12 protein-coding genes are annotated in these 13,983 nt (G+C 60.4%); 1 reads left to right on the top strand and 11 read right to left on the bottom strand.

Annotation, left to right across the window (positions count from 1 at the left end; all coding sequences use genetic code 11):
* Positions 1-39 precede the first annotated feature (39 nt).
* From ACFO3A_RS08515 to ACFO3A_RS08495, 5 genes are all read right to left on the bottom strand, one after another.
* A complete protein-coding gene (locus ACFO3A_RS08515; RefSeq protein ID WP_377725621.1) occupies positions 40-1,188 on the bottom strand; it encodes a DegT/DnrJ/EryC1/StrS family aminotransferase in 1,149 nt (382 codons plus the stop codon).
* Positions 1,185-2,834 carry an O-linked N-acetylglucosamine transferase, SPINDLY family protein gene (locus tag ACFO3A_RS08510; protein WP_377725620.1) on the bottom strand — a complete coding sequence of 550 codons (1,650 nt, stop codon included), beginning with the start codon at positions 2,832-2,834 and terminating at the stop codon, positions 1,185-1,187. The genes ACFO3A_RS08515 and ACFO3A_RS08510 overlap by 4 nt, the downstream gene beginning before the upstream one ends.
* 49 nt (positions 2,835-2,883) lie before the next feature.
* On the bottom strand, positions 2,884-5,046 hold the full coding sequence (glyS, locus tag ACFO3A_RS08505; protein ID WP_377725618.1) for a glycine--tRNA ligase subunit beta: 2,163 nt from the start codon (positions 5,044-5,046) through the stop codon (positions 2,884-2,886).
* Between the two features lie 65 nt (positions 5,047-5,111).
* Positions 5,112-6,062, bottom strand: coding sequence for a glycine--tRNA ligase subunit alpha (gene glyQ, locus ACFO3A_RS08500; protein WP_377725616.1), 951 nt, complete (start codon positions 6,060-6,062; stop codon positions 5,112-5,114).
* A gap of 194 nt (positions 6,063-6,256) precedes the next feature.
* On the bottom strand, positions 6,257-6,706 hold the full coding sequence (locus ACFO3A_RS08495) for an OsmC family protein (RefSeq protein ID WP_377725615.1): 450 nt from the start codon (positions 6,704-6,706) through the stop codon (positions 6,257-6,259).
* Between the two features lie 275 nt (positions 6,707-6,981).
* Here ACFO3A_RS08495 and ilvA point away from each other — a divergent pair, with 275 nt between their 5' ends.
* Positions 6,982-8,553, top strand: coding sequence for a threonine ammonia-lyase, biosynthetic (gene ilvA / locus ACFO3A_RS08490; protein ID WP_377725613.1), 1,572 nt, complete (start codon positions 6,982-6,984; stop codon positions 8,551-8,553).
* 86 nt (positions 8,554-8,639) lie between these two features.
* Here the strand turns inward: ilvA and ACFO3A_RS08485 are convergent, their stop codons facing one another.
* The 6 genes from ACFO3A_RS08485 to flhF form a co-directional block, all read right to left on the bottom strand.
* Positions 8,640-8,936 carry a flagellar protein FliT gene (locus ACFO3A_RS08485; RefSeq protein WP_377725612.1) on the bottom strand — a complete coding sequence of 99 codons (297 nt, stop codon included), beginning with the start codon at positions 8,934-8,936 and terminating at the stop codon, positions 8,640-8,642.
* Positions 8,937-8,957: 21 nt separating this feature from the next.
* Positions 8,958-9,374, bottom strand: a complete 417-nt coding sequence (gene fliS, locus ACFO3A_RS08480) for a flagellar export chaperone FliS (protein ID WP_377725610.1) — start codon at positions 9,372-9,374, stop codon at positions 8,958-8,960.
* Between the two features lie 56 nt (positions 9,375-9,430).
* The gene (gene fliD, locus ACFO3A_RS08475; RefSeq protein ID WP_377725609.1) at positions 9,431-10,786 is read right to left on the bottom strand and encodes a flagellar filament capping protein FliD; all 1,356 of its coding nucleotides are present in this window, start codon (positions 10,784-10,786) and stop codon (positions 9,431-9,433) included.
* A 189-nt stretch (positions 10,787-10,975) separates the two neighbouring features.
* Positions 10,976-11,692: an RNA polymerase sigma factor FliA gene (locus tag ACFO3A_RS08470; protein WP_377725607.1), complete on the bottom strand. Its 717-nt coding sequence runs from the start codon at positions 11,690-11,692 to the stop codon at positions 10,976-10,978.
* 4 nt (positions 11,693-11,696) lie between these two features.
* A complete protein-coding gene (locus ACFO3A_RS08465; protein ID WP_377725606.1) occupies positions 11,697-12,479 on the bottom strand; it encodes a hypothetical protein in 783 nt (260 codons plus the stop codon).
* Positions 12,472-13,983 (bottom strand): flagellar biosynthesis protein FlhF, encoded by a 1,512-nt coding sequence (gene flhF, locus ACFO3A_RS08460; protein ID WP_377725604.1) that lies wholly within the window; start codon positions 13,981-13,983, stop codon positions 12,472-12,474. The genes ACFO3A_RS08465 and flhF overlap by 8 nt, the downstream gene beginning before the upstream one ends.

Genomic DNA, 13,983 nt, shown 5'->3' with positions numbered 1-13,983 from the left:
AATGCAACGTTCTTTCATTCAGCACTACTATTTACTGATTCAGTGCACGACCTGTTGTAGTACGGCCAGTATTCTCTGACGCTGTACTGCCGTTAAGCTTAAAAAGAACGGCAACCCAAGCAGGGTCTGCGCCAGTTCCACCGCATTCGGCGTCTCCAATGACAAGCACCGCTGCTCCAGCGCCCCCATATGCTGCAGCAATGGCTGGTACCATCGTCGTGTGGTGATATATGCCTGCTTACAGGCTTGCTCGAGTGCATCACGAATCTCGGTATTCGGCAACCGTGTACACAACAGGGTGGGAGCCATCAGTGGGCCACCTGTACCTTGATTCTGCCAAGCCAGGGTGTGACCACTAGCTTGATCCATTTCATGCATCAAATTGTCCTGTAACGCACGTCGTTTCTTCGCATAAAGCTCCCATTTTTGCAGAGAAATCAACCCAAGAGCTGCATGATATTCACTCATCTTGGCATTACTGCCCAGGCTGGCTAAGGCACCCACGGGCATATTGCCCGCGGGGTCCAGATTGATACCGAAGTTGGAGAGCTGGCGCACCTTGGCAGCCAAGCCTGGACGCGTGGAGACGACCAAGCCACCCTCGCCCGCCGGCAGGCTTTTGGTGGTATGCAGGCTGAAGACCAGGGTGCCTTGGGCCCCTTGCAACCATTGGCTTCCGTAGGCTGCTGCCGCGTCAATGACGACGGGTAAGCCCGTGTCCAACTCAAATTGCTGCCAGGCCCGCATATCGTGCGGCATACCGAAGGTGGCGACGGGCAGAACGGCGTCAATGCGCATGCACTCGCAAGCGGCGCGTGCGATTTCAGGGGTGAGCATCCATACCTGGGCGTCTACATCAGCTAGCACGGGCTGATAGCCCACACGTATCACAGCCGTGGCTGTGGCAACAAAGGTAAAGGCGGGCAGCAGAACGCGGGCACCAGGTGCCAAGCCCAAAGTCTGCAATACCAGCTCCAGCCCCTGCGTGGCATTGGCCACTGTGGTGAGTTGCTCACTCGCCATACCGAACTGCTGCGCGAATGCAGCTTCCAACGTCCGCACCAGCGGGCCGAAATTGGAATAGTGCCGCGCCGCATGCATGCGCTCCAGCCAGGGGAGCAACTCTTGCGGAGAAGGCATGTCAGGCACCAGCAAAGGCACCCACTCCCCTTCGCAGACATCCGTCATGCGGCGTTCTCCGATTCAGCGAGCAATTGCTCAAGATCGGCATCGGTATCGCCAATTCCCAGATTCCCGCGCAAATGATTGAGCCACATGAGACGATAGGCTTTTTCCAACTCTGCCGTGCGTGAGGCGTAGTCCATCAGTCCGCAGTTCTGAAGACGATCACGAACTACGGCACGTAACCGAAGCAAACGTTCGGTATCCCTCATGTAATCTAAAGCACGTTCCACATACTCCTGCTCGCTATGAGTGGCCGCTCTCTCCCAACCTAACGCATCCAGAATACGCGCTGAAGACGCCCCCACCCCACGCTCAGCATCCAGCGTAACGATTGGCAGCCCCATCCACAGCGTATGCAAGGTTGTCGTACCGCCCGAGATAGGTGAAGTATCTAGGGCAACATCCGCGATATGCCCCATTTCCATAAACTGGTCGAGTGGCTGCCGGTGCAGCACGAAGACACGATCTAACGGCATACCGGCTGCTTCCACGCGCGGCTGCATATGCGCTTGGGCGGCATCGGCATTTTCTTCCTTGACCATGATAATGAGACGTGCATCCTCACGCGCCTGCAGAATACGCGCCCAGATACGTAGCATCTCATCGGTGATTTTGGCCGAGCTGTTGAGCGATACCAGCGTGGGGTAGCCGTTGCGTAACATAGGCAGTTCTTCGCACAACGGGGCATAGACAGGTGGTGCATAACTGGCCATAGAAGACACTCGAAACAGTGTTTCGCTATAGTGAGATTCATGGCCAACGGGGGCAATACCGTAATCCACCATCCGGTAATCCATCGCCTTCATCCCCAAAGGCAGCATATACCCCAACCACGTCACCTGCACCGGTGCAGCACGGCGGGCAAATACGCCCAGGCGATGGCCGTGGGTAAAGCCGGACAAATCAACCAAAATATCAATTTGATCTTCCCGGATTCGTTTGCAGACCTCCTCGTCGCTCATTTCCATGATATCGAGCCAATGGGGCACCAATACCCGCAATTGCGGGGTAATGTGATCCCAGTGCCCGTTGAAATAGACGTGAACCTCCACGTTGTCGGGGTTGTGGTGCTGTAGCACGGGCAGCATGAAGAAGGCTACCGAATGCTCCCGGAAATCGGCTGTGACGTAGCCGATTTTTAATTTTTTCCGAGGATTGCGGTCTTGCACCTTTAAGGGCTTGGCATTGCGCGTGAGCGGGTCGGCAAAGCGCTTGCCCCAATCGCGGGCGGTTTGCAGCGCTTCCAGCGGGTCGCTGGAGGTGTGGGCGTGGATGTAGGCCCGCAGCATCCAGTCGCCGCTTTCATTGGAGTGCTTGACCACCTTGTCGATCAGGGTACAGGCTTCTTGCTTGCGCCCCAGGCTGAACAGGGCCAGCGCCTTGATACGGTGCGCCTGCCATTGCAGGGGGTCAAGGGCAATGGCGGTGTCCAGCGCCCCCAATGCGTCCGACCAGTTGGCGATGCGGGCATAGACATGTCCGATCAGCATCCACAACTGCGCATTGGTAACGTGGTCTGCTGCCAGCACCATGAGTTGCCGCAGTGCCTCGACAAACTTGCCTTTGGCGACCAGCCCCGTGCTGATTTCATGCAGCTTCTCTTCTACCGAACCAGGCTGTGGGGGGATGGGCTGTTTCTTTTTGGACATAAGCGTGCTGCGGCTCCAACAGGACAACGGGGGTGGCAAACAAAGGGGGTTAAGTCGCCAGCCGCGCCAGATCGGCCACTTGGTTCATGGCCTGGTGCAGGCTGGCGAGCAGGCCCAGGCGGTTGGCTTTGAGCGCGGCATCGTCAGCATTGACCATGACCTGCTCGAAGAAGGCATCCACCGGGCTGCGCAGGGCGGCCAGGGTTTGCAGGTGGGCGGTGGTGTCGCCCGCTTGCAATTGCTGCTGCGCCTGGGGGGCGATGCTTTGCAGGGCCGCAAACAGGGCTTTTTCGGCGTCTTCCAGCAACAAGGCTTCGCTGACCTGGGGCTGCACTGCCGTTTCGGCTTTTTTCAGGATGTTGCCCACGCGCTTGTTGGCGGCAGCCAGGGCGGGGGCTTCGGGCAGGGCGGCAAAGGCGCGGACGGCGGCCAGGCGCTTGGCCACGTCGGCCAGGCGCTGCGGGCGCAAGGCGAGGACGGCATCGACTTCCTGGGCACTGAAACCTTGTTCGCGCAGGTTGACAGCCAGGCGGTCGTACATGAAGTCGGCCAGGGCGCTGCTGGGGTCTTGGATTTTGTCGCCAAAGGCGGGGATGGCGCTGGTCAGGAGCTGGCCCAGGTTCAGCGGCAGATCGCGCTCGACCAGCATACGGATCACGCCCAGGGCGTGGCGGCGCAGGGCGAAGGGGTCGCGGTCGCCGGTGGGCAGGTTGCCGATACCGAACATGCCGACCAGGGTTTCCAGCTTGTCGGCCAGGGCGACGATCAGGCCGACGTTGTCGCGCGGCAGTTCGTCGCCGGCGAAGCGGGGTTTGTAGTGGTCTTCGATGGCGTGGGCCACGGTGTCAGGCAGGCCGTCGTTCAGGGCGTAGTAGGCGCCCATGGTGCCTTGCAGTTCGGGGAATTCGCCCACCATGTCGGTGACGAGGTCGGTCTTGGCCAGCAGGGCGGCGTTGTCCACGCAGGTGAGCAGCCAGTCCTCGGCCACCTCGCCTTCGTGGCTGTTCAGGCTGGCGTGCCGGGCGCCGAGGTTGTCGAACAGTTGCACGGCAATGGCCTTGGCGATGGCACGCACGCGCTGCACGCGCTCGCCCTGGGTGCCCAACTGGTTGTGGTAGACGACCTTGTCCAGTTGCGGCACGCGGCTGGCGAGGGTCTTTTTGCGATCCTGGTCGAAGAAGAATTTGGCATCGGCCAGACGCGGGCGCACCACGCGCTCGTTGCCGCCCACCACGGCGCTGGCATCCTGCGGCGCAATGTTGCTGACGACAAGGAACTGGTGCGTCAGCTTGCCCTGCGCATCCAGCAGCGGGAAGTATTTCTGGTTGGCCTTCATGGTCAGGATCAGGCACTCCTGCGGCACTTCCAGAAATTCCTTTTCAAACTCGCACACCAGCACGTTGGGGCGCTCGACCAGGGCCGTCACTTCGTCCAGCAGGGCAGCATCTTCAATGGGCTGCACGCCGCCGCCGACCTGGGCCGCTGCGGCTTGCAGTTGCCGGGCGATAAGGGCGCGGCGTTCGGCAAAGCTGGCAACCACTGCGCCCTGGTCACGCAATTGGCCGGCGTAGCTGTCGGCGTCTTGCAGCACCACGGGGTGAGCGCTGGCCTCGAACCGGTGGCCCTGGGTGCTGTTGCCCGCCGCAAGGCCCAAGGCAGTGACGGGCACCACGGCGGCCCCATGCAGCGCCACCAGACCATGCGCCGGGCGCACGAAGTGGACGCTGCTCCAGCCATCCTGCAACTGGTAGGTCATGACCTTGGGGATGGGCAGCTTGGCAATGGCCTCGTCCAGCGCCTTTTGCAGGCCTGCAGCCAGGGTGGCGCCCTGGGCGATGCTCTCGAAATACAGCACTTCCGCCTTGCCATCATCCACGCGCTGGAGGCTGGCGACGGCACTGGCGTCCGCACCCAGAGCCGCCAGTTTTTTCAGCAGTGCGGGCTTGGGCTGGCCGTCGGCCTCCAGCCCGACGGCCACGGGCATGAGTTTTTGCGACACGGCCTTGTCCGGCGCCTGCGCCAGCACGGCGGTGATGTGCGCAGCCAGGCGGCGCGGCGAGGCGTAGGCCGTCAGTTGCGAGGCGGCGCTGGTCAGCCCCTGCGCGGCCAGTTGGTCGCGCAGTACGCTGGCAAAGGCATCGCCCAGCTTTTGCAGGGCTTTGGGGGGCAGTTCTTCGACGAACAGTTCAACAAGGAGGTTGGCAGTAGTCATGGCAATCTTGATAGCTTCCAGCGCTTGTTCAGCAAGCCCTGGAGGGTGATTTTTTTAAAAATTTTTCAGGCAGCTTTTTTCTGCTTTTCGGTAGCCTTGGCCAGTTCGGCCAGCACTTCGTCGGCGTGCGCTTTGGGGGCCATGGGGAAGCCCAGGCGGGCGCGGCTGTCCAGATAGCTTTTGCCCACGGCGCGGGCCAGATTGCGGATGCGGCCAATGTAGGCAGCACGCTCCGTCACGCTGATGGCGCCGCGTGCGTCCAGCAGGTTGAAGGTGTGCGCGGCTTTCAGCACCTGCTCGTAGGCGGGCAGGGCCAGTTGCTCGGCAATCAATTGGTTGGCGGTTTGCTCGTGCGCGGTGAAGGCGGTGAACAAAAAGTCCACGTTGGAATGCTCGAAGTTGTAGGTGGACTGCTCCACCTCGTTCTGGTGGTAGACGTCGCCATAAGTCAATTTGGAGCCATCAGGCCCTTCCGTCCACGTCAGGTTGTAGACGTTGTCCACGCCTTGCAAATACATGGCCAGGCGCTCCAGGCCATAGGTGATCTCGCCGGTGGCGGGCTTGCAGTCGATACCGGCAACTTGCTGGAAGTAGGTGAACTGCGTCACTTCCATGCCGTTAAGCCACACTTCCCAGCCCAGGCCCCAGGCGCCCAGGGTGGGGTTTTCCCAATCGTCCTCGACAAAGCGGATGTCGTTTTTCTTCAGGTCGAAGCCCAGGGCCTCCAGGCTGCCCAGGTACAGCTCCAGAATGTTCGCCGGGGCGGGCTTCAACACCACCTGGTATTGGTAATAGTGCTGCAGGCGGTTGGGGTTGTCGCCGTAGCGGCCATCCTTGGGGCGGCGGCTGGGCTGCACGTAGGCGGCCTTCCACGGCTCGGGGCCGATGGCCCGCAGAAAGGTTGCCGTGTGCGACGTGCCCGCGCCCACCTCCATGTCATACGGTTGCAGCAACGCGCAGCCCTGGTTGGCCCAGTAGGTCTGCAATTTCAGGATGATGTCTTGGAAGGTGAGCATGTGCGGTTCTATGTTGATCGTTCTGCCGAGGGGCGGAAGCACCCGCGCTAGGCAAAACGCCCGATTTTAGGCCCGCACACCCCCATCTGCCACACCCAACGACTTTTCAATATTAAGAGCGTCTACCGAAAAGCCTTAGACATTTTCAGGATGTTTATTACCTGAAAATGGCTATATTCAAGCGGAAACAGCTATCAAGATTGCACAACCGCAAAGCTGGTGGTGATCTGCGCGGTTTTGCCCAGCATGATGCTGGCCGAGCAGTATTTCTCGTGGCTCAGGGCAATGGCACGCTCCACCGCCGCTTCGGGCAAATCCTTGCCGGTCACGGTGAAGTGCAGGTTGATGGTGGTGAACACCTTGGGTTCGACCTCGGCGCGTTCGGCCTGAATCTGCACCGTGCAGCCCCGCACGTCATGGCGGCCACGCTTCAGGATCAGCACCACGTCGTAAGCCGTGCAGCCGCCCATGCCCGCCAGCAGCAGCTCCATCGGCCGCGCCGCCAGGTTCTGGCCGCCGTTGGCAGGGGTGCGCTCATCGGGCGCACCGTCCATGTTCACGATATGGCCGCTGCCGGTTTCCGCGACAAAGCCCATGCCCGAACGGGTACCGCTGGCGCCCGTCCAGCTCACTGTGCATTCCATGCAATCTCCTTGTGAATTAAATTTGTTGCAACGCAACACAAATCTACTTAGAATCCCTGACATCGCGAATGTATCGCACCTGTTGTCTCCTCCACCCTCCAAAGGTGGATTCCAACCCTGGGTTTCACGACCCGGGGTTTTTTTTCGCCCATTCCTGCCAATAGAGACTGGCGATGCCCGGCCTCGTACTGCGTTCGCGCAGGCGCCGGGCGTAGTGCCTATGATGTTTGGCTTTGCGGACGGGCACCGGCCCGCCCCCCGTATTCCGAATACTTATGACGACCTTGCCCCCTGAATCTACCGCGCTCACACCCGCCGACTATCTGACCCGCATCCTGAACGCCCGCGTCTACGACGTCGCCCTGGAAACCGACCTGGAAGTCGCCAAAAACCTCAGCCGCCGCCTGTGCAACAAAGTTCTGCTCAAACGCGAAGACCAGCAGCCGGTGTTCAGCTTCAAGCTGCGCGGCGCGTACAACAAGATGGCCAATCTCACCCCCGGCCAGCTGGAGCGCGGGGTGATCTGCGCCTCTGCCGGCAACCACGCCCAGGGCGTGGCCCTGGGTGCCCGCAAGCTGGGCTGCCGCGCCATCGTCGTGATGCCCACGACCACGCCGCAACTGAAAATCGATGCCGTGGCCGCGCTGGGGGGCGAAGTGGTGCTGGCAGGCGAGAGCTATTCCGACGCCTACCAGCACGCCGTGGTGCTGCAGGAAAAGCAGGGGCTGACCTTCATCCACCCCTTTGACGACCCGGACGTGATCGCCGGCCAGGGTACGGTCGCCATGGAAATGCTGCAACAACTGCAAAAGCTGGGCAGCCCCCGCCTGGATGCCGTGTTCGTCGCCATTGGCGGCGGCGGCCTGATCGCGGGCGTGGCCAACTACATCAAGGCGGTGCGCCCGGACATCAAGGTCATCGGCGTGCAGACCAAGGATTCGGACGCCATGCGGCAATCGGTGCTGGCGGGCCAGCGCGTGGAGCTGCCGGATGTGGGCCTGTTCTCGGACGGCACCGCCGTGAAACTGGTGGGGCAGGAGACTTTCCGCATTGCCCAGGCGCTGGTGGATGACTTCGTGGTCGTCGATACCGATGCCGTCTGCGCGGCGATCAAGGATGTGTTTGTCGATACCCGCTCGATCGTCGAGCCGGCAGGTGCCCTGGCCGTGGCGGCCATCAAGCAATATGTGGCCGAACACAAGACGGAAGGCGAAACCTACGCCGCGATCTTGTGCGGTGCGAACATGAATTTCGACCGCCTGCGCTTCGTGGCCGAACGCACGAATGTCGGCGAAGAGCGCGAAGCCCTGCTGGCGGTGACCATTCCCGAGGAACGCGGCAGCTTCCGCCGCTTTTGCCAGCTGATCGACCTGCTGCCGGGCGGGCCGCGCAGCGTCACCGAGTTCAACTACCGCATCAGCGACCAGACCCGCGCCCATGTGTTCGTGGGCCTTTCCACCAGCGCCCCCGGCGAATCCACCCAGATCGTCGAACACTTCCAGACCCACGGCTTTGCCGCGCTCAACCTGACCCACGACGACATGGCCAAGGAGCATCTGCGCCACATGGTGGGCGGTGCCTCCACCCTGGCGCAGGATGAGCGCCTGCTGCGCTTTGTCTTCCCGGAACGCCCGGGCGCCCTGCTGAAATTCCTGAGCCTGATGCACCCCAGCTGGAACATCTCCCTGTTCCACTACCGCAACCAGGGTGCCGACTATGGGCGCATCCTGGTCGGTATCCAGGTGCCCGCCCAGGACAATGCCCAGTTTGCCGCTTTCCTGGACAGCCTGGGTTACCCTTGGGTGGAGGAAACCAGCAATCCAGCCTACCAGCTGTTTTTGCGCTAAACCCGCCACACACAAGAAAAAAGCCCGGATAGACAAACTATCCGGGCCACAAGAACACCTTGGAGGGCGTTAAAACAGGCAGTACATCAATGCAAGGCCGAGCCTGCCGGCGCTGTCCCCATATATTCCAGGGTAGCCAGCCACGGTTCAGCCAGCAGGCGGATTTGGGCATCATTGCGCAGGATGCGCTGCATGATGCGTGTTTTTTCCTTGCGCTCTTGCGACGATAGCGCCTGCTGCTCACCTTGCGCCCGCAGTTCACCGATCAACACGGAACAGGCCTTCTCGCAATCCGCCACCGCATCCCAGTTGCTGTCCATGGCCGCCTGCAACATGTCTGTGCTCTTGTTCTCGATAGCTTTGTAAAAATCCAGCAATTGCATCTCCCTCACTCCTTGGCGCTGTCAGGCGCCAGCAGTTGTGCTGCCCTGTGGGCCAATTTCTTTCCAACCTTGTGCTACGGGCTGCAGCACCCCCATGACTTCCTCGACCAGGGCCGGATCGTTGCGCACGTTGGCCTGGGTGAGCTGTTTGACGCAATAGTCGTACAGCAGCTTCAAGTTGCCAGCCAGCTCCCCGCCCTTTTCCAGATCGAGGCCCGCCGCCAGCCCTTCCTGCAAGATACGCACGGCCTTGCCCAAATGGCGTCCTTTTTCCTCCACCTCGCCACGCTGTATCGCACCGCGAGCAGCATTCAGGCTTTGAAACAGGCCATCGAACAACATTTGTATCAAGGCATGGGGCGAGGCGCTTTCCACCCCCGAATGCGCACCTACCTGGCGGTAGGCATTGGCCCTGTTGAATCCTGGAGAAGAAAACATGCGAATCCTTGGCAATCGTAAAAAGTACAAGCGCGGTGCCGACCTGAATGGGGGTATTAGCTCTTCGAGTTATTCCACGTAGTCACCATTTGCGAGACATAGGAATTCAACGCATTCAGCGAAGACATTTTCACGTCCAGCGCCGAGTACTGCGCATACAACCGTGTCTCCAGCGCTTCGGCGCGTTTATTGACCTTGTCCTGCTCGGCAGTGTTGCTCTTGAGCGTGCGCTCCAGCGAGTCGGTCTTCGTGTTCAGCGTCCCGTCAAACGACAGCAGCTTGTCGGTAAAGTTCTTGAAGTTCACGGCAATCCCGCCGCCCTGCCCCAGACTGTCGGCCTTGTTGGCAAACAGACCTTTCAAACCGTCCAGATTGGTCAGCGCTTTATCCAGCTTGCTGGTGTCCATGCTGAGCTTGCCGCCCTCCTGCATCTGGATGCCGATATCGGCCAGGCGAGTCAGGCCATCCTTGCTGCCTGAAATCCCCTGGGGCAGCATACGCAGCGAGTTCTGCAAGCTCACCGTGGCGCTATCCCCCTGGAGCGCACCAGCCATCTTGGTTTCTTCAGTGTACTTGGTGGATTTACCCAACAGGTCGTTGAGTTCGTTATAGGCGTCGACAAACTCCTGAATGTTCTTTTTCATGGCCTCGGTATCGGCCTTCACCGCCAGAGTAGCGGTGTTTGTGGTCACTTCGGACACGGTGAAAGACATGCCAGGAATGGTTGCCGAAAAGGTGTTGCTGTTGGATTCCACCGCCACGCCATTGAGTTCCACCTTGGCGTTCCGCGCCTCCTGGGCCTCGGTCTGCTCCAGTTTGTTCAGGGCGGAATCAATATCGACGGCGAATCTTTTGTCAGTACCGGTCTCCTTGGAGCGCAGCATCAGGCGCTCCTTGCCGTCTACATCGGTCACCACCGAAGCCTGAATGCCCATCCCCGTCTCGTTCACCTTGGCAGCGATCTTGGTCAGCGTATCGGAACTGGAAATACTCAGTTCCTTGACCTGATCGCCCATCTTCAATGTGATCTTGCCACTGGCCCCCATGGTTTCATCCTTGGCCAGAGCGGCAGCATCAGCGCCACCAACGACAGTCGTTTGCGCCTGTGCCAATTGCGTGACCTTGATGTTGTACGTGCCAGGCGTGGCAATTCCGGTCATGGTGCCGGAAATGGTGCTGTTGCTGGAACTGATGTTCACCCCGTTCCAGGCACTGTCACGCGTCAGCTTGGAGACGATATCGCCCAGCTTGGAGGTCAGCGACTTGATCTCGCCATAGGTGGAGATCTGCGTCTGGATGCCTTCGGCCTTCACCTCCAGCTTTTTCAGCGGTGTTTTCTCGGCCGCAACCATCTGTTCGACGATCTTGCCGACATCCAGACCGCTGCCAATACCTGCGGATGAAATTGCCATGATGAATACTCCTCAAACCGCTATGCAGAACCACAGGCCATGCATGCACTAATGTCTATTGTGGCGCTATTGGTCTTGAAGCAAAAGCCTAAAAACTGCCGCTAGCACCAGCCAATCCTCTTGACCCCAACTACCTGCGCACCTCGGGCTTAGCCCTTTATCGGCAGGTTTTCCGCAAACTTGAACGCTTCAATGCAAACGCATCTTGGTGCGCAATCGGGCAATCGCCTGGCTGTGCAGCTGACTGATCCGCGACTCGGTGACGTCCAGCACGGCAGCGATTTCCTTGAGGTTCATGTCATGCTCGTAATACATGGACATGACGTACTTTTCACGCTCGGGCAAGTTTTCAATCGCCTGCACCAACGCCTGGCGCAAGCGGTGATCACGCAGTTGGGCAAAAGGATCGGCCTCGGCGTCGGCCACATGGCGATCAAGAAAACTTTCTCCCTCATCACCACCTTGCCCGATATCTTCCAGATAAATCAGCTGGGTACCACGTACCCTTCCCAGCAATTCCTGGTACTCGGCCAGCTCCAGCGCCATTTCCTGGGCGATTTCAGACTCCTTCGGAGGTCGCCCCAAAATTTGCTCCAGACGGTGGATCGCTGCTTCGATATCTTTCTGACCTTTGCGGGCACTGCGACTCATCCAGTCATTGCCACGCAACTCATCGAGCATCGCACCCCGGATGCGCTGGCTGGCAAAGGTCTCGAATTGCACGCCCTGGCTGGCCTCGTAGCGCGACAGTGCATCGGCCAGACCGATCATGCCCACCTGAATCAAGTCGTCCAGTTCGACACTGGGGGGCAGTTTGGCCATCATGTGCTGCGCAATACGCCGCACCAGCGGCGCGTGCTGGCGTATCAGAGCATCAAGACTTAACTGTCCGTGAACGGTGTACATCAACTCAATGATTCCACACTGAAGATAAAGCGGGAGAAGGGGCAGAAAATGGGAGCGGCGCAGCCGCCTGCCCAGGCATGGCGACGATCTGGCTTTGCTCTAAGCATTGTAGCGCCCAGCGCTGCAATCCCCGTGGATCGCCCGGATCGACCTGCTGGGCCAGCGGTTCGGTACGCAAATGATGATGCGCACACTGCGCGATCGATTTCAACAAGGGGTCGAGCCCGGTATGGGCCGGACGCAAGGCCAGCAACTGCGGCATGACCCCCGTATGCATGAACATATGCTTGAGCGCCCGGTAGCACGGAACGACACTGCTGCGCCGCCCCGGCACCAGCACCCAGGGCGCTTGCTGTATTCCCTGCAATACCGGTGCCAGCAAGGGCGCAGGGGCCAACAGCACGACCAGCGCATGGTTGCGCAAATGCCGATACAGCAGACTCAACGGGCGCTGGCCGCTCGCCAGCCCCAAATGTGCCAATTGCACCAATCCCCGCGCGGCCGGCAAGCTGGCAATCGCATGGGGACGCGTAATATCTGCCGACAATGCGGTCGAGCCGCAATCGGCATGGCCTTGCAGGATGTCCTGCAGTCCAGGTGCCTGGTCTGTTTCTTGTTCCAGGCCATCCAGGATCACCACTGGATAACCTTGCTCCTGCAGCACGGCACAGGCACTCCAGAGGGCAGACAAGTCTTCTGCCTCCCCAGATGGAATGATGCTCAAAACCCGCAAACCACGGGTGTACCAGCGCAGGCTGCTGCCTTGGTGCAAGCTGCTCTCAAGCATGGAAACCTCCCGTCGCGGCCCCCAATGGAGAATCTGCGTAGAAAAAATCCAAATCCAGGCTGCTGGGATCAAAAGCCGATTTGCTGTGTGTACGCATCGAAGTAGCAATCAACTCGCTGGCCACGGCACGCTCAAAGTCTTCTGGCACCCGTTGCCCCGTAGTGACACCCCGCAGCACCATCTGATGGCGGATCAAGGCATCGAGTGCAGGCCCAAGCTTGACGGCCTCATCGACCTTGGAAAGGATGGCCTGACGGCAGTTGCCATGTTTGAAGGCGGCCAGCGACTCATCCAGGGTATCGCCATGGCAACCGGCATTGGTCACCAGCAATTGCTGGACGCCCGGGAGATCCAGCACCTGCAGGATGTCGTCCTTGCGAGGGTCGCGGGGAGCCACGCCCGTCGTGTCGATGATGACCATCTTCTTGCCAGAGAGCAGGCCCAGCAAATCTTGCAATGCAGCCTTGTCGTGCGCCAGATGGGCGACCACGCCCAGCATCCGGCCATAGGCACGCAGTTGCTCATGGCCGCCAACGCGGTAAGTGTCCAGCGTAATCAGGCCCACGCTTTGCGGGCCATGCTTCTGGGCACACAGGGCTGCAAGCTTGGCGGCGGTGGTGGTTTTGCCCACGCCAGTAGAGCCGATCAGCGCAAAGACGCCGCCCACTTCGTAAATCGGGGACGCAGCAGCGTCGGTGCGCAAATTGCGCTCCAGCACCTGCATGAGCCAGCGCAGGGCTTCGGCCGGGCCGCTGTTTTGCGGTACCCGTTCGATCAGCGTGCGGGCCAGGGCAGGGGAAAAACCGGCGCGGATCAGCTTCAGAATCAGGTTGGACTGCAAGGGATTCTGCCGCGTCTGCCCCAGCCAGGCCAAGGTATTGAAGCGCTCTTCAATCAGGCTTTTGACCGATTGCAGCTCGTGCAACATGCCCGGGCTGACGGCAGGCAGCGCCTGCAGCGCTTTGGCCTGGGGTTGCTCGGTCGTCATGGCTCGCAGGGGGTTCTGGCGCACGGGCTGAGGAGCCGCCGCCGCTTGCAAGCTTTCCTGGCGGGCCTTGCGGGCAAAAGTGGGCAATTGCGCGTCGGGCAAGTCTGTTGCCTGGATGCCCTCGCTGCGGCGACGCAACATGCGCTCGCGCACGTAGTCCTGAAACGACAAGGTACTCATCGCCAGTTGCTCGGTATCCTCGGCCACGCTTTGGCGTGGGCTGACTTGCACGGGGGCTGCTGGCCGTACCGGTGCTGCCGGGGCGGCCACCGGGGCCGGGGCTTTGCGCAGGGGGCGTGTTTCCTCGGCTTCCCGGGCCTGGATGGCGGCCCGCAGGCCGGAACTGGTCGTCTGGCCACTGTCCATGTGGTGCAGGTTGTCTTCTGCCGTGGCCATCACCTCGACCCCTTGGGCCGTCGCGCGGTTGGACAGGATCAGGGTGCCTTCGCCAAAAACAGACCGTGCTTTGGCTAAAGCTTCACGCGAGGTGGGAGCAATAAAGCGTTGGATGTTCAT

This window comes from Comamonas nitrativorans (genome assembly GCF_042654765.1).
In the GTDB taxonomy this organism is placed as follows: Bacteria; Pseudomonadota; Gammaproteobacteria; order Burkholderiales; family Burkholderiaceae_C; genus Comamonas; species Comamonas nitrativorans.
The sequence above is the reverse complement of the archived record's forward strand: the minus strand, read 5'-3'. Positions and strand labels throughout refer to the sequence as shown.

Coding starts and splice junctions, on each gene's coding strand:
- ACFO3A_RS08485 (WP_377725612.1), bottom strand. CDS start 8,936: ATGCAATTGCTGGATTTTTACAAAGCTATCGAGAACAAGAGCACAGAC.
- fliD (WP_377725609.1), bottom strand. CDS start 10,786: ATGGCAATTTCATCCGCAGGTATTGGCAGCGGTCTGGATGTCGGCAAG.
- ilvA (WP_377725613.1), top strand. CDS start 6,982: ATGACGACCTTGCCCCCTGAATCTACCGCGCTCACACCCGCCGACTAT.
- ACFO3A_RS08510 (WP_377725620.1), bottom strand. CDS start 2,834: ATGTCCAAAAAGAAACAGCCCATCCCCCCACAGCCTGGTTCGGTAGAA.
- fliS (WP_377725610.1), bottom strand. CDS start 9,374: ATGTTTTCTTCTCCAGGATTCAACAGGGCCAATGCCTACCGCCAGGTA.
- ACFO3A_RS08470 (WP_377725607.1), bottom strand. CDS start 11,692: ATGTACACCGTTCACGGACAGTTAAGTCTTGATGCTCTGATACGCCAG.
- glyS (WP_377725618.1), bottom strand. CDS start 5,046: ATGACTACTGCCAACCTCCTTGTTGAACTGTTCGTCGAAGAACTGCCC.
- glyQ (WP_377725616.1), bottom strand. CDS start 6,062: ATGCTCACCTTCCAAGACATCATCCTGAAATTGCAGACCTACTGGGCC.
- ACFO3A_RS08515 (WP_377725621.1), bottom strand. CDS start 1,188: ATGACGGATGTCTGCGAAGGGGAGTGGGTGCCTTTGCTGGTGCCTGAC.
- flhF (WP_377725604.1), bottom strand. CDS start 13,983: ATGAACATCCAACGCTTTATTGCTCCCACCTCGCGTGAAGCTTTAGCC.
- ACFO3A_RS08495 (WP_377725615.1), bottom strand. CDS start 6,706: ATGGAATGCACAGTGAGCTGGACGGGCGCCAGCGGTACCCGTTCGGGC.
- ACFO3A_RS08465 (WP_377725606.1), bottom strand. CDS start 12,479: ATGCTTGAGAGCAGCTTGCACCAAGGCAGCAGCCTGCGCTGGTACACC.